This window comes from Microcella sp. (assembly GCF_046296455.1).
Lineage (GTDB): Bacteria > Actinomycetota > Actinomycetes > Actinomycetales > Microbacteriaceae > Microcella.
The window spans coordinates 132,300-150,323 of the sequence record NZ_JBKBLF010000004.1 but is presented as its reverse complement, the minus strand read 5'-3'; the positions used below and the strand labels follow the sequence as shown (position 1 = coordinate 150,323).

The following is an 18,024-nucleotide window of genomic DNA, read 5'->3' as shown; positions in this document are numbered from 1 at the left end:
GCCGTCGCCGCCCAGCGCGCGCCGGTGACGCCGCTGCGCCGTCCGGCGCCGGCCCGCCAGGCCGCACCCCACGACATGAACGAGATCCTCACGGTGCACCCGCGCGCCTACAAAGACGCGCAGATGATCGCCGAGAGCTTCCGCGAGGGCATCCCGGTCATCATCAACCTCTCGCAGATGACCGAGAGCGAGGCGCGACGCCTCGTCGACTTCGCGAGCGGTCTCTCCCAGGGTCTGTACGGCCGCATCGAGCGCGTGACGAGCAAGGTGTTCCTGCTGTCGCCCGCGCACGTGGCGACGAGCGGCGACGCGGCCGACATCGAGCCCGACGTCGACGCCTCGTTCCTCGCACGCGACTAGGCGCGCGCCGCTGACCGGGCGCCGACTCCCAGCAGAACCTGCGAGACTGGAGTCGTGACGCTCGTCTTCTCGATCCTGCTCTCGGTCATCTACGTCGCGCTGCTCATCGTGTTCATCGCGATGTGGGTGCGCTTCGTGTTCGACTGGGTGCAGGTGCTCAACCCCGCATTCCGCCCGCGTGGAGTCGTGGTGCTGATCGCCGAGTCGAGCTACACCATCACCGATCCTCCGCTCAAGGCGGTGCGGCGGGTCATCCCGCCGCTGCAGCTGGGCTCGATCCGGCTCGATCTGGCGTGGACGATCGTGCTGATCGTGCTGCTGATCCTCATGTCGCTCGTGAGCGGCCGCTGATCGCTCGCACCCCTCCCCTCCGAGAGGCTCGGCGCGCTACGCTGGCCGACACGGATGTGACGGATGTGACCCGGTGTTGCTAGCGTTACCCCATCGTTATTCAACCGCTCCAGAAAGTCTCGAGGTGACGCACATGGCCCTGACGCCTGAAGATGTCGTCAACAAGCGCTTCCAGTCGACCAAGTTCCGCGAGGGCTACGACCAGGACGAGGTGGACGACTTCCTCGACGAGATCGTCGTCGAGCTGCGCCGCCTGAATCAGGAGAACGACGAACTGCGCCAGCGGCTCGTCGCTGCTGACGCCCGCATCGCCGAGCTGCAGCGCGGGGGAGCGGTCGCCGCGGCCCCCATGGAGGCGCCGGCCCCGACGATCGTCGCCGCGCCGCCCGCTCCGGCCCCCGTGCCGGTCGTCGACGCCCCCGCGGCGAGCGCCGCCGAGCCGAGCGCCGACACCAACAACCTGCTGCAGCTCGCGCGCCGCCTGCACGAAGAGCACGTGCGCGAGGGTGTCGCCAAGAAAGAGCAGCTCATCGCCGAGGGTCAGGCCGAGGCCGCCCGCATCGTCGCCGAGGCGACCAACGCCCAGCAGGGCCAGTTGCAGGCGCTCGAGCAGGAGCGCTCGGCGCTGCAGCAGCGCGTCGACGAGCTGCGCACGTTCGAGCGCGAGTACCGTCAGCAGCTGCGCACCTACATCCAGTCGCAGCTGACCGAGCTCGAGGGCACGGCCCAGCCGGCCGCCGCTCCCGCGGGCTCACCCGCCGGATCGGCTGCGGCCGGCTCGGCCCCGGTCTACGGGTCTGCGCCCGCGTTCGGCTCCGACCAGCCCTTCCCCGGCTCCGCGCCGTCGTACCCCGCGCCCGCCTCGCCGGCGACGGGCTACCCGGCCCCGCAGTCGCCGCCGCCGGGCCAGTTCCCGGGCTACGGTTCCTGAGCCGCGGCATCCGAACCGACCGCCTGGTCGGCATGGACCACAGGGGAGCGCGACGGTGACCGAGTCGCGCTCCCTTCCTGTGCCCCCCGGGCGTGCCGGTGAGCGAGTGGATGTCGCGCTCGCGACGCTGCTCGGATTCTCGCGCACGCAGGCGGCCGAGATCGCGGACGCCGGGGGAGTGACGCTCGACGGACGGCCCGCGAGCAAGTCAGATCGCGTCTCCGCGGACGCCTGGCTCGAAGTGACCTGGCAGCCGCGGCGCGAGGTGCGCATCGAGCCCATCCCGGTCGACGATCTCGGCATCGTCTACGACGACGACGACCTCGTGGTCGTCGACAAGCCCGTGGGGGTCGCGGCGCACCCCTCCGCCGGCTGGGAGGGCCCCACGGTCATCGGTGCCCTCGCCGCGGCGGGCTACCGCATCGCGACCTCCGGCCCGGCCGAGCGCGCGGGGGTCGTGCACCGACTCGACGCGGGCACGAGCGGCCTCATGGTCGTGGCGAAGTCCGAGCACGCCTATCGCGAGCTCAAGCGCCAGTTCCACGATCGCGAGGTCGAAAAGATCTACCACACCGTCGTGCAGGGGCACCCCGACCCGCTCTCGGGCACGATCGATGCGCCGATCGGGCGGCATCCCGGCAGCGCCTGGAAGTTCGCGGTCGTCGCGGGCGGCAAGCCCTCGGTGACCCACTACGACACGATCGAGGCGTTCCCCGCCGCCTCGCTGCTCGAGATCCACCTCGAGACGGGGCGCACGCACCAGATCCGCGTGCACATGGCCGCCCAGCGCCACCCCTGCGTCGGTGACGCGATGTACGGCGCCGACCCGGTGCTGAGCGCACGGCTGGGCCTCGAGCGGCAGTGGCTGCACGCCATGCGGCTGGGGTTCCGGCATCCCGCGACGGGGGAGTGGAGCGAGCACACCTCGCGCTACCCCGACGATCTGCAGCACGCGCTCGATGTGCTGAGCAGTGCCTGACGCGCCCTCGCGACACGCCAGGGGCGGTCGACGGCACGACCTAGACTGAGGGTCCAGATCGACCCGTCGGAGGCCCCGTGACCACTCGAGCAGACTCGTTCGTCCACCTCCACGTGCACAGCGAGTACTCGATGCTCGACGGCGCGGCGCGCGTCAAGCCGCTCATCGCCGAGGCGGTCGCTCAGGGCATGCCCGCGATCGCTGTGACCGACCACGGCAACATGTTCGGCGCCTTCGACTTCTGGAAGACGGCGACCGACGCGGGCATCAAGCCCATCATCGGCATCGAGGCGTACCTCACTCCGGGTACTCACCGCACCGACAAGACCCGCGTCAAGTGGGGGGTCGGGGGTGAGGACGACGTGTCAGGCGCGGGTGCCTACACGCACCTGACGATGCTCGCGGCCTCGACCACGGGCATGCACAACCTGTTCCGCATGTCGTCGCTCGCCTCGATCGAGGGCTACTACTTCAAGCCGCGCATGGACCGCGAGCTGCTCAGCCGCTACGCCGAGGGTGTCATCGCCACGACGGGGTGCGTGAGCGGCGAGGTGCAGACCCGCCTGCGCCTCGGCGAGTATGACAAGGCCCGTGAGGCCGCCGCCGAGTTCCGCGACATCTTCGGCGCTGAGAACTACTTCGTCGAGATCATGGATCACGGCCTGCCGATCGAGCGCCGCACGATGACCGAGCTCATCCGCCTCGCGAAAGACCTCGGCCTGCCGCTCGTGGCCACGAACGACCTGCACTACACGCACGCGGGCGACGCGGGCTCGCACGCGGCGCTGCTCTGCGTGCAGTCGGGCAGCACCCTCGACGACCCCAACCGCTTCAAGTTCGACGCCGACGAGTTCTACCTCAAGACGCCGGCGCAGATGCGCGACCTGTTCCGCGACTACCCCGAGGCCTGCGACAACACGCTGCTCATCGCCGAGCGCGCCGACGTGGCCTTCAACACCTCGGCCAACTACATGCCGCGGTATCCCGTGCCCGAGGGTGAGACCGAGAACAGCTGGTTCGTGCACGAGGTCGAGCGCGGGCTGGCGGTGCGGTATCCGAATGGTGTTCCGGATGCCGTGCGCGCGCGCGCCGAGTACGAGATCGGCGTCATCACGCAGATGGGCTTCTCGGGCTACTTCCTGGTCGTCGCCGACTTCATCAACTGGTCGAAGCGCAACGGCATCCGCGTCGGCCCGGGCCGCGGTTCGGGCGCGGGATCGATGGCCGCCTACGCCATGCGCATCACCGATCTCGACCCCCTCGAGCACGGGCTCATCTTCGAGCGCTTCCTCAATCCCGATCGCGTGTCGATGCCCGACTTCGACGTCGACTTCGACGACCGCCGTCGCGGCGAGGTGATTCGCTACGTCACCGAGAAGTACGGCGACGAGCGAGTGGCGCAGATCGTCACCTACGGCACGATCAAGGCCAAGCAGGCCCTGAAAGACAGCTCCCGCGTGCTCGGCTTCCCCTTCGGCATGGGCGAGAAGCTCACGAAGGCCATGCCGCCCGCGATCATGGGCAAAGACATGCCGCTCGCCGGCATCCTCGACAAGGCGCACGAGCGCTACAAAGAGGCGGCCGACTTCCGCGCCCTCATCGAGGTCGACGCCGAGGCCCGCACGGTCTTCGACACGGCGCTCGGGCTCGAGAACCTCAAGCGGCAGTGGGGCGTGCACGCTGCGGGCGTGATCATGTCGAGCGAGCCGCTCATCGACATCATCCCCATCATGAAGCGCGAGCAAGACGGCCAGATCGTCACGCAGTTCGACTTTCCGGCCTCTGAGGCCCTCGGCCTCGTCAAGATGGACTTCCTCGGGCTGCGCAACCTCACCATCATCGATGACGCGCTCGACAACATCGAGGCGAACCGCGGCACGCGGCTCGTGCTCGAAGACCTCGCGCTCGACGACCCGGCCGCCTACGAACTGCTGGCGCGCGGCGATACCCTCGGGGTGTTCCAGCTCGACGGCGGGCCGATGCGCTCGCTGCTGCGCATGATGAAGCCCGACAACTTCGAAGACATCTCGGCCGTGCTCGCGCTCTACCGCCCTGGCCCGATGGGCGCCGACTCGCACACGAACTACGCGCTGCGCAAGAACGGTCGTCAAGACATCACGCCCATCCACCCCGAGCTGGCCGAGCCGCTCGAGGAGGTGCTGGGAGGCACCTACGGCCTGATCGTGTACCAGGAGCAGGTGATGGAGATCGCCCAGAAGCTCGCGGGCTACACGCTCGCTCAGGCCGACCTGCTGCGCCGTGCGATGGGCAAGAAGAAGAAAGAAGAGCTCGACAAGCAGTACGAGAACTTCCGGGCCGGCATGGCGGCCAACGGCTATTCCGAGGCCGCGGTGAAGACGCTCTGGGACATCCTCGTCCCGTTCTCCGACTACGCCTTCAACAAGGCGCACTCGGCCGCGTACGGCGTCGTCTCGTACTGGACGGCCTACCTCAAGGCGCACTACCCGGCCGAGTACATGGCGGCGCTGCTCACGAGCGTCGGCGACTCGAAGGACAAGATGGCGGTCTACCTCAACGAGTGCCGCCGCATGGGCATCACAGTGCTGCCGCCCGACGTCAACGAATCGATCGGATTCTTCGCCGCCGTCGGCGACGACATCCGGTTCGGGCTGGGAGCCGTGCGCAACGTCGGGTTCGCGGTCGTCGAGCACATCCGGGCCGCCCGCGAGCAGAAGGGGCGCTTCACGGGCTTCTTCGATTTCCTCAAGAAGGTGCCGTCGCCGGTCGCCAACAAGCGCGCGATCGAGTCGCTCATCAAGGCGGGTGCCTTCGATTCGCTCGGCGCCACGCGGCGTGCGCTCATGGAGATCCACGAGAGCGCCGTCGAGGCGGCCGTGAAAGAGAAGCGCGCCGAGGAGGTCGGCGACGTCGGGTTCGACTTCGACAGCCTCTTCGACGATGCCGAGCAGAGCGCCGAGCACGTGCCCGACCGCCCCGAGTGGGCGAAGAAAGACAAGCTCGCCTTCGAGCGCGAGATGCTCGGCCTCTACGTGAGCGACCACCCGCTCGCTGGCCTCGAGCGTGCGCTCGCCCAGCATGCGGGAACCGGCATCGCCGAACTCAACGACAACCCGCCCGCCGATGGCGAGCAGGTGACGGTGGCCGGTCTCATCACGAGCGTGCAGCACCGCGTCGCGCGCAATTCGGGAAACCCCTACGGCATGATCACGCTCGAGGACTTCGGCGGCGAGATCAGCATCATGTTCCTCGGCAAGAGCTACCTCGAGTTCGGCACGAAGCTCGTCGCCGACAGCATCGTGGTCGTGCGCGGTCGTGTGAACCATCGCGACGACGGCATCACGCTGCAGGCGATGGTACTGCAGCAGCCCGACCTCGGCGTGAGCGCCGACACCGGAACCCTGACGCTCACGGTGCGCGAGCAGCGGGCGACGGTCGACATCGTGACCGAGCTCGACTCCGTGCTCAGTCGGCACCGCGGTTCGACCGAGGTGCGGCTGCGCCTCGTGCGCGACGACACGGCGCGGGTCTTCGAACTGCCGCATCGCATCGAGCCCTCCGCCGGGTTCTTCGGCGAGGTCAAGAGCCTGCTGGGGCCGCGCGCCCTGCTCTAGAGCTCGGCGCCGAGCGCCCGGAAGGCCCGCTCGTGGTACAGCAGCGGCTCGTCAGGGTCGCCGAGCGCACCCTCGTCGATCTGCACGGCGATCATGGCGTTGTCGGCCACGAAGGTGCGCGCGACGATCGTGCCGACCATCCACGCCGTCACGTTCTTGAGAATCGGCAGGTCGTGCGGCCCGTGCTCCCAGTGGTCGCCGTCGAAGCGGCGCGCGTTGTCGCCCGCCATGATCTTCGCGACCGCGAAGTCTTCTTGCCCGAGCATGTGGATCGCGACGCGGTCGGTGCGCTCGATCGCCGGCCACGAGCTCGCGGTGCGCGCCATGTTGAAGGTCGCGAGGGGCGGCACGGCGGCGAGCGAGGCGAGCGACGTGGCGGTGAACCCGACGGGTCGTCCGTCGGGAGTTCGCGCGGTGATCACGGCGACCCCCGCGGCATGGCGGCGGAAGGCCTGCGCGAAGGCGTCGAACCCGGTGGCGTCGGCAGCGGTGGTCATCACGGTCTATGCAACCGCATCCACGCCCGGGTATTCCCGAGGCTGGCCGCGATTAGGCTGATCGGGTCATGATGCGAACCCTCGACCTGCGCGGCCGCACGCTCTCGGCCGCCGACCTGCTGCACATCGTTCCGCGCGCCGCGAGCGACGTCGGCTCGGCCGTCGACGCCGTCGACGCCCTGATCCAGGATGTCCGCGACCGCGGCAGCGCCGCCCTGCTCGATCAGGCCGAGCGCTTCGATCGCGTGCGCCCGGCCGCGGTTCGCGTCACGGCCGAGCAGCTGCAGGCCGCGGAGGCCGCGCTCGATCCGGCGGTGCGCGCCGCCCTCGAGCAGGCCATCGACCGCGTGCGCCGCACGACCGCGGCGCAGGTTCCCGCAGCGCAGGTCACCGAGGTCGCTCCGGGCGCGCGCATCGTGCAGCGCTGGCAGCCCGTCGCGCGCGTCGGGCTCTATGTGCCGGGCGGCAAGGCCGTCTACCCCTCGAGCGTCGTCATGAACGTCGTCGCAGCCCAGGTCGCGGGAGTCGGCTCGATCGCGCTCGCCTCACCGCCGCAGGCGGCCTTCGGCGGCTCGGTGCACCCCACCATCCTCGGCGCCGCGGCCCTGCTCGGCGTCGACGAGGTCTACGCGATGGGCGGTGCGGGAGCGATCGGCGCCCTCGCCTACGGCGTCGCCGACCTGGGCCTCGAGCCGGTGCAGGTCATCACGGGCCCCGGCAACCTGTTCGTCGCGACGGCGAAGCGGGCCGTGAAGGGGGTCGTCGGCATCGACAGCGAGGCCGGCCCGACCGAGATCCTCATTATCGCCGACGGCAGCGCGCGGCCCGACTACGTCGTTGCCGACCTCATCAGCCAGGCCGAGCACGACGAGCTCGCGGGCAGCGTGCTCGTGACCGACGACGCCGCGCTGGGGCAAGCCGTGCAGGCGGCCCTGCCCGCGGCGGTCGCTACGACACGGCACCGCGACCGGGTGACCGCCGCCCTCGAGGGCCCGCAGTCGGCCGTCGTGCTCGTCGACGATCTCGAGCAGGCCGTGCGGTTCAGCAATGCCTACGGGCCCGAGCACCTCGAGGTGCAGGTCGCCGATCCGCACGCGCTGCTGCCCGCACTCGAGAGCGCCGGGGCGATCTTCGTCGGAGACCACACCCCCGTGAGCCTCGGCGACTACATCGCGGGCTCCAACCACGTGCTGCCCACGGGCGGGCAGGCGCGTTTCGCCTCGGGGCTCGGCGCGTACACGTTCCTTCGCCCGCAGCAGATCGTCGAGTACGACCGGGATGCTCTCGCCGAGGTCGCCGCCCACGTGGGCGCCCTGAGCGATGCCGAGCAGCTGCCGGCGCACGGCGACGCCGTGCGCGCCCGGTTCCTCTAGGCTGGCGGCACCATGCACTGCCCCTTCTGCCGGTACCCCGACAGCCGCGTCATCGACTCGCGCACGAGCGACGACGGGCTCTCGATCCGACGCCGTCGGCAGTGCCCTGAGTGCGGCCGCCGCTTCAGCACGACCGAGACCGCGAGCCTCATGGTCATCAAGCGCAGCGGCGTCGTCGAGCCCTTCTCGCGCGAGAAGATCGTGCTCGGCGTGCGCAAGGCCTGCCAGGGACGCCCCGTGACCGACGCCGATCTCGCGCAGCTCGCCCAGAAGGTCGAAGAGAACCTGCGCGCCACGGGCGCCTCGCAGCTCGACGCCAACGACATCGGCCTCGCGATCCTGCCTGAGCTGCGCCAGCTCGACGAGGTCGCGTTCTTGCGCTTCGCGAGCGTCTACCAGGCGTTCGAGAACCTCGACGACTTCGAGTCGGCCATCACGCAATTGCGGGTCGAGCGGGCCCAGCAGGCCCCCGCAGACTGACCGCCGCCGTGTACGAGCTGTTCTTTCGCACGGTGCTGCGGCGCCTCGACCCCGAGCGGGCGCACCACCTCGCCGTCGCGGTCATCCGGGCGATCCCCGCGCTCGGGCTTACCGGGCTCGTGCGGGCGTTCACCCGGCCCGATCCCGCTCTCGCGGTCGAGACGCTCGGCCTGCGCTTCGAGTCGCCGTTCGGCATGGCGGCCGGCTTCGACAAAGATGCGCGGAGCATCCAGGGGCTGTGGGCGCTCGGATTCGGCCACATCGAGATCGGCACCGTGACGGCAATCGCTCAAGAGGGGAATCCGAAGCCGAGGCTCTTCCGCCTCGTCGACGATCGCGCGGTCATCAATCGCATGGGCTTCAACAATGGGGGAGCCGCCGCGGCGGCACGACGCGTCGCCCATCTGCGCCGGTTCGCCCGTCGGCCCATCGTCGGGGCGAACATCGGCAAGAGCCGAGTCGTGCCAGTGGAAGATGCTGTGGCCGACTACCGCGAATCTGCTCGCCTGCTCGCGGGCGCCGCCGACTATCTTGCGATCAACGTCAGCTCGCCGAATACGCCTGGCCTGCGAGGGCTGCAAGACGAGGCGATGCTGCGACCCCTCATCGTGGCCGTGCTCGAAGAAGCCGGATCGTGCCCCGTGCTCGTCAAGATCGCTCCCGATCTCGATGACGAGGCGATCGATGCGGTGTGCGCGCTCGCGCTGAAGCACGGACTCGACGGCATCATCGCCACAAACACCACCATCAGCCGCGAGGGCTTGCTCGCTGCACCGGCAGAGGTCGAGGCGGCCGGTGCCGGCGGGCTGAGCGGCGCACCGCTGAAAGCGCGTTCCCTCGAGGTCTTGCGCCGCGTGCGTGCGGCCGTGCCCGAAGAGTTCTGTGTCATCAGTGTGGGGGGCATCGATACGGCCGACGACGCCGCCGAGCGGCTCGCCGCCGGGGCGACGCTCGTGCAGGGCTACACCGCCTTCCTGTACCGCGGGCCGCTCTGGGCACGCCAGGTCACGCGCGGGCTCGCGCGCATCCGGCGCACCCGCGGCTGACGGCCGTCAGCCGATTCAGTCGGGGAACTGGCCGCGCTTGACCTGCGGCTTCGGCAGGCGAAGGATGCGCAGCTGCAGCGAGCGCATCGCCGCGTACCAGCGCACCTTCTCGACCTTGTCGGCGCCGTGCTTCTTGACGAGCTTGCGGTGCACGATGAAGCCCAGCAGCGTCGAGTCGAGCACGGCGACGAGGAAGAAGGCCCACAGGGCGAGGATCGAGATCGTCTGCGCCTCGACCGAGGGGATGAAGGTCAGGATGATGACGACGAACATCACGGGGATGAGGAACTCGCCGATGCTGATGCGGGCGTCGACGTAGTCGCGCACCCACTTCTTCTGCGGCCCGCGGTCGCGCTGCGGCAGGTACTTCTCTTCGCCGTTCGCCATGCCGATGCGCGCGCGCTCGCGCGCGGCGTTCATCTTCTCGCGGTGCTCGCGCGCGGCCTGCTTGCGGTCGTTGGGCACGAGGGGGCGCTTGCGCGCGGCCTCGCGCTCTTTGCGCGTGGGCGTGGGGCGGCCTTTGCCGGCCGCGATGGCCTCGGCAGTGGCGATCGCCTCGGCGCTGGCCTGCTCGGCGGCGCTGGGGGCGGGGTTGGCGTTGTCGCGGGCGGCCACGGCGGCACATCCTTCCGTTGATGCAGAGCCTTAAGATTACCGGCATGACGCCTGCCGAACGCTCCGCCCCTGCGCCGCTCGCCCCCGAGACCCTCGCGGCGCTGCGCGCGAGCGTTCAGCACGGCCTTCCCCGCGCCATCGCCGAGCTCAGCGAGCTCGTGCGCATCCCCTCGGTGTCGTGGGACGGCTTCGATCCCGGGCACGTGCAGGCGTCGGCCGACCGCACGGCCGACCTGCTGCGCGAGCTCGGCGTCTTCGACGAGGTGCTGGTCGACCGCGCCCCCGCCCCTGACGGCACCCTCGGGCAGCCCGCGGTGCTCGCGCGCCGCGCTGCGGCGCCCGGCGCGGCCACCGTGCTGCTGTACGCGCACCACGATGTGCAGCCGCCCGGGGCCGAGTCCGACTGGAGCTCGCCCCCCTTCGAGCCGACGCTGCGGGGCGACCGCCTCTACGGCCGTGGTGTCGCCGACGACAAGGCAGGCGTCATGACGCACGTCGCGGCGATCCGCGCGCTCGTCAACGCCGCGGGCGAGCCCGAGGTCGGGCTGGTGGTCTTCATCGAGGGCGAGGAGGAGTTCGGCTCGCGCTCGTTCGGGGCGCTGCTCGAGCGGCACCGCGACCTGCTCGCCGCCGACGTCATCGTCGTCGCCGACTCCGACAACTGGAGCATCGACACGCCCTCGCTCACCGTCGGACTACGCGGCAACGCCACCTTCAGCCTCACCGTCTCCACGCTCGAGCACGCCTCGCACTCCGGCATGCTCGGGGGCGCTGTTCCGGATGCCATGCTCGCGACGATCGCGCTGCTCGCGACCCTGCACGACGCCGACGGCGCGGTCGCGGTCGCGGGGCTGCGGTCGCACGATCAGCGGGTGCCGAGCATCCCGGAGCAGCGCGTGCGTGACGAGGCGGGGCTGCTCGACGGGGTGTCGACGATCGGCCGCGGCGAGCTGCTGCACCGACTCTGGGCGCAGCCCGCCATCACCGTGACGGGCATCGATGCGCCGAGTGTGCAGAACGCCTCGAACACGCTCGCCCCCTCGATCACCGTCAAGATCAGTGCGCGCATCGCCCCCGGGCAAGCGCCCGACGAGGCCTTCGCGGCGATCGAACGGCACCTGCGCGCCCACGCGCCCTTCGGCGCCCACCTCGCGTTCGCGAGCATCGACCTGGGTGCGCCGTTCCTCGTCGATACAAGCGGTTGGGCCGTCGACGAAGCCCTCGCCGCGATGGAGGAGGCCTGGGGGACGGAGCCCCAGCAGGTCGGCGTCGGCGGCTCGATCCCGTTCATCGCCCAGCTCGCCGAGACGTTTCCCGAGGCGCAGGTGCTCGTGACAGGAGTCGAAGACCCGCACACGCGTGCTCACAGCCCCGACGAGTCGCTGCACCTCGGGGTGTTCCAGCGCGCGATCCTCACCGAGGCCGTGCTCGTGACGCGCATCCAGCGTCGCGCGCGCGCTCAGGGTCACGACGTACACTGACAGCGAGAGATCGACCCACGCGAGGAGTCACCATGACCGACACTGCACTCACGACGACCGGCACCGACACGGCTCACGGTGTCAGCCTCACCGAGGCCGCCGCGGCCAAGGTGCGCTCGCTGCTCGAGCAGGAGGGCCGCGACGACCTGCGTCTGCGCCTCGCCGTGCAGCCCGGTGGCTGCTCGGGCCTCATCTACCAGCTCTACTTCGACGAGCGCATGCTCGACGGCGACGCGCTGCGCGACTTCGACGGCGTCGAGGTGGTCGTCGACAAGATGAGCGTGCCCTACCTCGACGGCGCCTCGATCGACTTCGAAGACACGATCCAGAAGCAGGGCTTCACGATCGACAACCCGAACGCGGGCGGCAGCTGCGCCTGCGGAGACAGCTTTCACTGAGCCTGATCGGCCGTCCGGCCGCGCGAGAGGGGCCCGCTCGACGGCGGGCCCCTTTTTCGCGCGCGAACGCGCCTCAGGGCCACGGAATCCGTCGTGATTGGCAGAGCTTTCGGAGCGTCGCGGGGCCGTCGGCCGCCCGGCCGTGACGTAGACTGACGAGTGTTCCCCGCCCCCGCCACGAGAGGTCTCCGGTGCGTTCCAACCGACGTCTTCGATTGACGGCGATCCCGCTCGCCCTCGTCACCACGGTCGCCCTCGCGGGCTGCACCACGCAGATGCAGCTCGGCTGGCTGCCGACCGAACCCGGCACCACGAACCAGGTCGACCGCGTCATCGGTCTCTGGGTCACCTCGTGGATCGTGCTGCTCGTCGTGGGCGTCATCACGTGGGGGCTCATCATCTGGGCCGCGATCGTCTACCGCCGCCGTCGCGGACAGACGGGCCTGCCGGCGCAGCTGCGCTACAACATGCCGATCGAGGTCTTCTACACGATCGTGCCGCTCATCCTCGTGCTCGGCTTCTTCGCCTTCACCGCGCGCGACCAGGCCGAGATCGAGGCTCCGCTCGCCGAGCCCGACACCGTCATCGAGGTCTACGGCAAGCGCTGGGCGTGGGACTTCAACTACATCACCGACGACGTGTACTACGCGGGAATCCAGGCGCAAGAGACCGGGCCGAACAACACCATCGACCCCGAGAGCCTTCCGACGCTCTACCTGCCGGTCGGCCAGAAGGTCGAGATCCGGATCGAGTCGCGCGACGTCATCCACTCGTTCTGGATCATCGACTTCCTCTACAAGAAGGACATGATCCCGGGCAAGACCAACTACTGGTACTTCATCCCCGAGAAAGAGGGCTCGTACACCGGCAAGTGCGCCGAGCTGTGCGGCGAGTACCACTCGCTGATGCTCTTCAATGTCGAGGTCGTCTCGCAGGCCGAGTACGACGAGTACATCGAGTCGCTGCGTGCCGAGGGCAACGTCGGCCGCCTCGGACCCGAGTTCAACACGAACACGAACCTGCCGGGCACCACCGGCGCAACCGAAGAGGAGTAAGCGGCTCATGACCACGACCGCACCTCGTCCGAGTGTCTCGGGCCCCGCGCCCGAGCACGTCTCGCCGACCGTCCGCCGCAAGGGCAACGTGTTCGTCGGGTGGATCACGACGACCGACCACAAGACCATCGGGTACATGTACCTGATCACGTCGTTCGTGTACTTCCTCATCGGCGGCGTCATGGCCCTCGTCATCCGCGCGCAGCTCTTCGCGCCGGGCCTCGAGATCGTCGCGACGAAAGAGCAGTACAACCAGCTCTTCACGATGCACGGCACGATCATGCTGCTCATGTTCGCGACGCCGCTCTTCGCGGGCTTCGCGAACGTGCTCATGCCGCTGCAGATCGGTGCGCCCGACGTGGCGTTCCCGCGCCTCAACGCCTTCGCGTACTGGCTCTACTCCTTCGGCTCGCTCATCGCGGTGGCCGGCTTCCTCACCCCGCAGGGGGCGGCCTCGTTCGGCTGGTTCGCCTACGCGCCACTCTCGAGTCAGACCTTCACACCAGGGCTCGGCGGCAATATGTGGGTCTTCGGCCTCACGCTGAGCGGTTTCGGTACCATCCTCGGCGCCGTGAACTTCATCACCACCATCATCACGATGCGCGCCCCGGGCATGACGATGTGGCGCATGCCGATCTTCACGTGGAACACGCTCGTGACCTCGCTGCTCGTGCTCATGGCCTTCCCCGTGCTCGCGGCCTCGCTCTTCGCCCTCGGCTCCGACCGCATGTTCGGGTCGCACGTGTTCGACGCGGCGACCGGCGGCGCGATCCTCTGGCAGCACCTGTTCTGGTTCTTCGGGCACCCCGAGGTGTACATCCTGGCCCTGCCGTTCTTCGGCATCGTGTCGGAGATCATCCCGGTGTTCAGCCGCAAGCCGATCTTCGGGTATAAGACCCTCGTGTACGCGACGATCGCGATCGCTGCGCTCTCGATGACCGTGTGGGCGCACCACATGTACGTGACCGGATCGGTGCTGCTGCCGTTCTTCGCCCTCATGACGATGCTCATCGCGGTGCCGACAGGCGTGAAGATCTTCAACTGGATCGGCACGATGTGGCGCGGCTCGGTGACCTTCGAGACGCCCATGGTCTTCACCCTCGGCTTTCTCATCACCTTCGTCTTCGGCGGCCTCACGGGCGTGATCCTCGCCTCACCGCCGCTCGACTTCGCGGTCTCCGACTCGTACTTCGTCGTCGCCCACTTCCACTACGTGGTCTTCGGCACCGTCGTCTTCGCGATGTTCGCGGGCTTCTACTTCTGGTGGCCGAAGTGGACCGGCAAGATGCTCAACGAGCGTCTCGGCATGATCCACTTCTGGACGCTCTTCATCGGCTTCCACGCCACCTTCCTCGTGCAGCACTGGCTCGGGGTGGTCGGCATGCCGCGGCGGTACGCCACGTACCTCGTCGAAGACGGCTTCACGTGGATGAACCAGCTCTCGACCTTCGGCTCGATCCTGCTGGCCGCGTCGATGGTCCCGTTCCTGCTCAACGTCTACATCACGGCCCGCACGGCGCCGCTCGTGACGGTGAACGACCCGTGGGGTTACGGCCGCTCGCTCGAGTGGGCCACCTCGTGCCCGCCGCCGCGCCACAACTTCACCTCGATCCCGCGCATCCGCTCGGAGTCGCCGGCGTTCGATCTGAATCACCCCGAGGCGAGCATCCCGCTCGGCATCGGGCCGTTCAAAGACGCCCCCGACGCCCCCGTGCTCGACATCGACGACGACAAGATCAAGTAGGGCAGGCCATGAAGACGACGATCAACCTCTTCTGGGTGCTGCTGGGCTTCTTCACGCTCCTCACGGCGGTGTACGTCGTGTGGGCGATCATCGACACCGGCCAGGTCGAGTGGGTCGGCGCGGTGGCCATCGGCCTCTGCGCGATCCTCTCGGCGTTCATCGCGGTGTATCTGCGACTCGTCTACCGCAACCAGGGCGGCGAGCTCGCCGAAGACCGCCTCGATGCCGACATCGACGACGGCGAGGCCGAGCAGGGCTTCTTCTCGCCGTGGAGTTGGTGGCCCGTGTTCCTCGCCGGCGGTGCCGCCCTTGTGTTCCTCGGGCTCTCGATCTCGTTCTGGATCGTCGCGTACGCTGTCCCGATCGCGCTGCTCGCCCTCGTCGGCTGGGTCTACGAGTACTACCGCGGCAACTTCGGTCGCTGACATGAGCACGGTGCGCCGGGCGACGGCGACGGATGCTGATGCCGTGTTCGAGCTCGTGCGCCAGCTCGGCGCCGCGTTCGTGCCCGTGCGCTCGGCGTTCGACGAGAGCTTCGCGGCCATCGTCGACAACGCGGATGACGACGTGCTGCTGCTCGTCGCCGAGAACGGCGAGGGGGTCGTGCAGGGCTATGCCCTGACGACGATCGCACGCCTGCTCTCGACGAACGGTCTCTCGGCGCAGCTGCAAGAGATCGCGGTGGATGAAGACGCCCGCGGTCTCGATCTGGGCACCGCTCTCGTGCGCGAGGTCGAAGCGGAGTGCATCCGCCGCGGAGTGCGCCAGCTCACGGTCGCCGCCCGTCGCGCCGGTGGCTTCTACGACCGTCTCGGCTATTCGCAGAACGCCGAGTACATGCGCCGGGTGTTCTGACCCGAGGCAGTGCACCCATGAGCGTCATCCTCGTCACACCGCGGCTCGAGATCAGCCCGCTCGACGTCGCTGACGTACCGGCGTTCGTGGCGTACCGCCGGGTTCCCGCCATCGCTCGCTACCAGTCGTGGGAGTCGGACTACTCCACCGGGGATGCTGAGGCTCTTGTGGCCGCTCAGCCGGCGTCGGGCATCCCGCAGCCGGGGGAGTGGGTGCAGCTCGGCCTCCGGGCGACTTCGGGCGCTGATCGCCCTCGTGTGCTCGTGGGTGATGTGGCGGTGGGCGCCGACGCGTCGCAGCCGCACAGCTACGAGCTCGGGGTCACGCTCGCGCCCGCGCACCACGGGCGCGGGTACGCGGCCGAGGCGCTCAGGGCGGTCATCGACTGGCTCATGGCCGAGCGCGGCGCCCACCGCGTCGTCATGCAGGGCGATGCCCGCAACACCGCGGTGCTCGCGCTCATGCGGCGCGTGGGGCTGCGGCACGAGGGCACGATCCTCGAGGGCGACTGGTTCAAGGGCGAGTGGACGACGCTCGAGCGGTTCGCCCTGCTGCGGCGCGAGTGGGCGGCACTCTGACACCGAGCGGCACGCGCGTCGGCACCGACGAGAACGGCCCCGCCTCCCAGAGGGAGAGCGGGACCGATCGTCGTTCGGAGCGTCAGTGCTTCTGCGACTCGAGCTCGTTCATGGTGACCGGCGCGATGCGGTCTTCGAAGAACCACCGCGAGAGGCTCGCGCGCACACGCTGCGTGACCGTGATCTTGCCGTCGTCGTTCGGGCGGATCATGAGCGGCTGGTACTCGTCGAAGCTCACCAGGCGCCAGCGCTCGAAGTCGTCGAGCTGCTCGTGCACCTCGATGTACTCGCCGCCCGGCAGGCGCACGACGCGACCCGACTCGAAGCCGTGCAGCGCGATTTCGCGATCTTTGCGCTGCAGTGCGAGGCAGACCCGCTTCGTGATGAAGAAGGCGATGAACGGGCCGAAGACGGTCGCGAGCTGCAGGGCCAGGATGACCCCCTCGATCGAGAGCCGGAAGTGCGTCGCGATGAGGTCGGAGCTCGCTGCGGCCCACAGCGCCGCGTAGAACGTGACGCCTGCCGCACCGATCGCCGTGCGCACGGGCGCGTTGCGCGGGCGCTCGGCGATGTGGTGCTCACGACGGTCTCCCGTGACCCAGGCCTCGAAGAACGGGTAGAGCGCCACGACGGCCATGAAGACGAGCAGACCCACGAGCGGGATCAGCACGCCGAACGCCCAGGTGAAGCCGAACGGGTCGACGACGTCGAGGTTCGACGGGATCAGGCGCAGGGCGCCGTCGGCGAAGCCGATGTACCAGTCGGGCTGGGTTCCGGCCGAGACCGGCGATGGGTCGTACGGTCCGTAGTTCCAGATCGGGTTGATCGTGAAGAACGAGGCGATCAGCACGATCACACCGAACACGATGAAGAAGAACCCGCCGGCCTTCGCCGCGAACGCGGGCAGCACGGGCGCGCCGACGACGTTGTCGTTGGTGCGGCCGGGCGCCGCGAACTGCGTGTGCTTGTTGACGATCAGCAGCACCATGTGGATTCCGATGAGGGCGATCGTGATCGCCGGCAGCAGCATGATGTGCAGCACGTAGAGGCGCGGGATGATGTCTGTTCCGGGGAACTCGTCACCGAAGAGCAGGAACGAGATCCAGGCACCGGCCACCGGCACCGCCTTGATCATGCCGTCGATGATGCGCAGGCCGTTGCCCGAGAGCAGGTCGTCGGGCAGCGAGTACCCGGTGAAGCCCAGGGCCATGGCCATGACGAACAGCAGGAACCCGATGACCCAGTTGAACTCGCGCGGCTTGCGGAAGGCGCCGGTGAAGAACACGCGCAGCATGTGCAGGCCGATCGCGGCCACGAACAGCAGCGCCGCCCAGTGGTGCACCTGGCGCATGAGCAGACCGCCGCGGATCTCGAACGAGATGTCGAGCGCCGAGTGGTAGGCCACCGACATCGGGATGCCCTGCAGGGGCACGTACGAGCCCTCGTACTCGACCTCGGTCATGGAGGGGTCGAAGAAGAAGGTCAGGAACGTGCCGCTGAGCAGGATGACGATGAAGCTGTAGAGCGCCACCTCGCCGAGCATGAACGACCAGTGGTCGGGGAAGATCTTGCGCCCGAGGGCCTTGACGGCGGTCGAGGCGCTCGTGCGCTCATCGACGTAGTTGGCCGCCCAGCCCGTGAACCGCATGCCGCGCCCGGGCGCGGTCTCGGCCGACGGTGCCGGCGGG

General features: G+C 69.1%; 18 protein-coding genes. 15 read left to right on the top strand and 3 right to left on the bottom strand.

Going from position 1 to position 18,024, the window contains the following annotated elements; translation table 11 throughout:
* From ACK4HH_RS03835 to dnaE, 5 genes are all read left to right on the top strand, one after another.
* Nucleotides 1-360, top strand: a 360-nt coding sequence (locus ACK4HH_RS03835) for a cell division protein SepF (protein WP_409648439.1), incomplete at its 5' end; no start/stop codon positions are given.
* A 54-nt stretch (nt 361-414) separates the two neighbouring features.
* Complete coding sequence (locus ACK4HH_RS03830) at nt 415-711, top strand: YggT family protein (RefSeq protein WP_409648437.1); 297 nt, start codon at nt 415-417, stop codon at nt 709-711.
* A gap of 133 nt (nt 712-844) precedes the next feature.
* Nucleotides 845-1,642, top strand: a complete 798-nt coding sequence (locus ACK4HH_RS03825; RefSeq protein ID WP_409648435.1) for a DivIVA domain-containing protein — start codon at nt 845-847, stop codon at nt 1,640-1,642.
* 55 nt (nt 1,643-1,697) lie between these two features.
* Nucleotides 1,698-2,621 (top strand): RluA family pseudouridine synthase, encoded by a 924-nt coding sequence (locus ACK4HH_RS03820; RefSeq protein ID WP_409648433.1) that lies wholly within the window; start codon nt 1,698-1,700, stop codon nt 2,619-2,621.
* Nucleotides 2,622-2,698: 77 nt separating this feature from the next.
* Complete coding sequence (dnaE, locus tag ACK4HH_RS03815; RefSeq protein WP_409648431.1) at nt 2,699-6,214, top strand: DNA polymerase III subunit alpha; 3,516 nt, start codon at nt 2,699-2,701, stop codon at nt 6,212-6,214.
* Here the strand turns inward: dnaE and ACK4HH_RS03810 are convergent.
* Nucleotides 6,211-6,711 carry a flavin reductase family protein gene (locus tag ACK4HH_RS03810; protein WP_409648429.1) on the bottom strand — a complete coding sequence of 167 codons (501 nt, stop codon included), beginning with the start codon at nt 6,709-6,711 and terminating at the stop codon, nt 6,211-6,213. The two genes, dnaE and ACK4HH_RS03810, sit on opposite strands and share 4 nt — an antisense overlap.
* 68 nt (nt 6,712-6,779) lie before the next feature.
* Between ACK4HH_RS03810 and hisD the strand changes: the two genes are divergently transcribed.
* From hisD to ACK4HH_RS03795, 3 genes are read left to right on the top strand one after another with little or no spacing between them, the layout of a single operon-like run.
* Nucleotides 6,780-8,084, top strand: coding sequence for a histidinol dehydrogenase (gene hisD, locus ACK4HH_RS03805; RefSeq protein WP_409648427.1), 1,305 nt, complete (start codon nt 6,780-6,782; stop codon nt 8,082-8,084).
* A gap of 12 nt (nt 8,085-8,096) precedes the next feature.
* On the top strand, nt 8,097-8,564 hold the full coding sequence (nrdR, locus tag ACK4HH_RS03800; protein ID WP_409648425.1) for a transcriptional regulator NrdR: 468 nt from the start codon (nt 8,097-8,099) through the stop codon (nt 8,562-8,564).
* A gap of 8 nt (nt 8,565-8,572) precedes the next feature.
* On the top strand, nt 8,573-9,610 hold the full coding sequence (locus ACK4HH_RS03795) for a quinone-dependent dihydroorotate dehydrogenase (protein WP_409648423.1): 1,038 nt from the start codon (nt 8,573-8,575) through the stop codon (nt 9,608-9,610).
* 15 nt (nt 9,611-9,625) lie between these two features.
* Here ACK4HH_RS03795 and ACK4HH_RS03790 read toward each other — a convergent pair whose 3' ends face one another.
* Nucleotides 9,626-10,225, bottom strand: coding sequence for a DUF3043 domain-containing protein (locus ACK4HH_RS03790; RefSeq protein WP_409648421.1), 600 nt, complete (start codon nt 10,223-10,225; stop codon nt 9,626-9,628).
* Between the two features lie 44 nt (nt 10,226-10,269).
* Between ACK4HH_RS03790 and ACK4HH_RS03785 the strand changes: the two genes are divergently transcribed.
* From ACK4HH_RS03785 to ACK4HH_RS03755, 7 genes are all read left to right on the top strand, one after another.
* The gene (locus tag ACK4HH_RS03785; RefSeq protein ID WP_409648419.1) at nt 10,270-11,706 is read left to right on the top strand and encodes a dipeptidase; all 1,437 of its coding nucleotides are present in this window, start codon (nt 10,270-10,272) and stop codon (nt 11,704-11,706) included.
* 32 nt (nt 11,707-11,738) lie between these two features.
* Entirely contained in the window at nt 11,739-12,104 is a 366-nt protein-coding gene (locus tag ACK4HH_RS03780; RefSeq protein WP_409648417.1) for a HesB/IscA family protein, read from the top strand.
* Nucleotides 12,105-12,295: 191 nt separating this feature from the next.
* On the top strand, nt 12,296-13,159 hold the full coding sequence (coxB, locus tag ACK4HH_RS03775) for a cytochrome c oxidase subunit II (protein ID WP_409648415.1): 864 nt from the start codon (nt 12,296-12,298) through the stop codon (nt 13,157-13,159).
* Between the two features lie 7 nt (nt 13,160-13,166).
* Nucleotides 13,167-14,903, top strand: a complete 1,737-nt coding sequence (gene ctaD / locus ACK4HH_RS03770) for a cytochrome c oxidase subunit I (protein ID WP_409648413.1) — start codon at nt 13,167-13,169, stop codon at nt 14,901-14,903.
* An 8-nt stretch (nt 14,904-14,911) separates the two neighbouring features.
* Entirely contained in the window at nt 14,912-15,328 is a 417-nt protein-coding gene (locus ACK4HH_RS03765; RefSeq protein WP_409648411.1) for a cytochrome c oxidase subunit 4, read from the top strand.
* 1 nt (nt 15,329) lies between these two features.
* On the top strand, nt 15,330-15,758 hold the full coding sequence (locus tag ACK4HH_RS03760; RefSeq protein ID WP_409648409.1) for a GNAT family N-acetyltransferase: 429 nt from the start codon (nt 15,330-15,332) through the stop codon (nt 15,756-15,758).
* A 17-nt stretch (nt 15,759-15,775) separates the two neighbouring features.
* Nucleotides 15,776-16,336 (top strand): GNAT family N-acetyltransferase, encoded by a 561-nt coding sequence (locus ACK4HH_RS03755; protein WP_409648407.1) that lies wholly within the window; start codon nt 15,776-15,778, stop codon nt 16,334-16,336.
* An 82-nt stretch (nt 16,337-16,418) separates the two neighbouring features.
* On the opposite strand, the gene ACK4HH_RS03750 is transcribed toward ACK4HH_RS03755, so the two are convergent.
* Nucleotides 16,419-17,984 carry a cytochrome b gene (locus ACK4HH_RS03750; RefSeq protein ID WP_409648447.1) on the bottom strand — a complete coding sequence of 522 codons (1,566 nt, stop codon included), beginning with the start codon at nt 17,982-17,984 and terminating at the stop codon, nt 16,419-16,421.
* Between the last annotated feature and the right edge of the window lie 40 nt (nt 17,985-18,024).

Coding starts and splice junctions, on each gene's coding strand:
- ctaD (WP_409648413.1), top strand. CDS start 13,167: ATGACCACGACCGCACCTCGTCCGAGTGTCTCGGGCCCCGCGCCCGAG.
- hisD (WP_409648427.1), top strand. CDS start 6,780: ATGATGCGAACCCTCGACCTGCGCGGCCGCACGCTCTCGGCCGCCGAC.
- ACK4HH_RS03810 (WP_409648429.1), bottom strand. CDS start 6,711: ATGACCACCGCTGCCGACGCCACCGGGTTCGACGCCTTCGCGCAGGCC.
- ACK4HH_RS03755 (WP_409648407.1), top strand. CDS start 15,776: ATGAGCGTCATCCTCGTCACACCGCGGCTCGAGATCAGCCCGCTCGAC.
- nrdR (WP_409648425.1), top strand. CDS start 8,097: ATGCACTGCCCCTTCTGCCGGTACCCCGACAGCCGCGTCATCGACTCG.
- ACK4HH_RS03780 (WP_409648417.1), top strand. CDS start 11,739: ATGACCGACACTGCACTCACGACGACCGGCACCGACACGGCTCACGGT.
- ACK4HH_RS03760 (WP_409648409.1), top strand. CDS start 15,330: ATGAGCACGGTGCGCCGGGCGACGGCGACGGATGCTGATGCCGTGTTC.
- ACK4HH_RS03765 (WP_409648411.1), top strand. CDS start 14,912: ATGAAGACGACGATCAACCTCTTCTGGGTGCTGCTGGGCTTCTTCACG.
- ACK4HH_RS03785 (WP_409648419.1), top strand. CDS start 10,270: ATGACGCCTGCCGAACGCTCCGCCCCTGCGCCGCTCGCCCCCGAGACC.
- ACK4HH_RS03750 (WP_409648447.1), bottom strand. CDS start 17,984: ATGCGGTTCACGGGCTGGGCGGCCAACTACGTCGATGAGCGCACGAGC.
- ACK4HH_RS03825 (WP_409648435.1), top strand. CDS start 845: ATGGCCCTGACGCCTGAAGATGTCGTCAACAAGCGCTTCCAGTCGACC.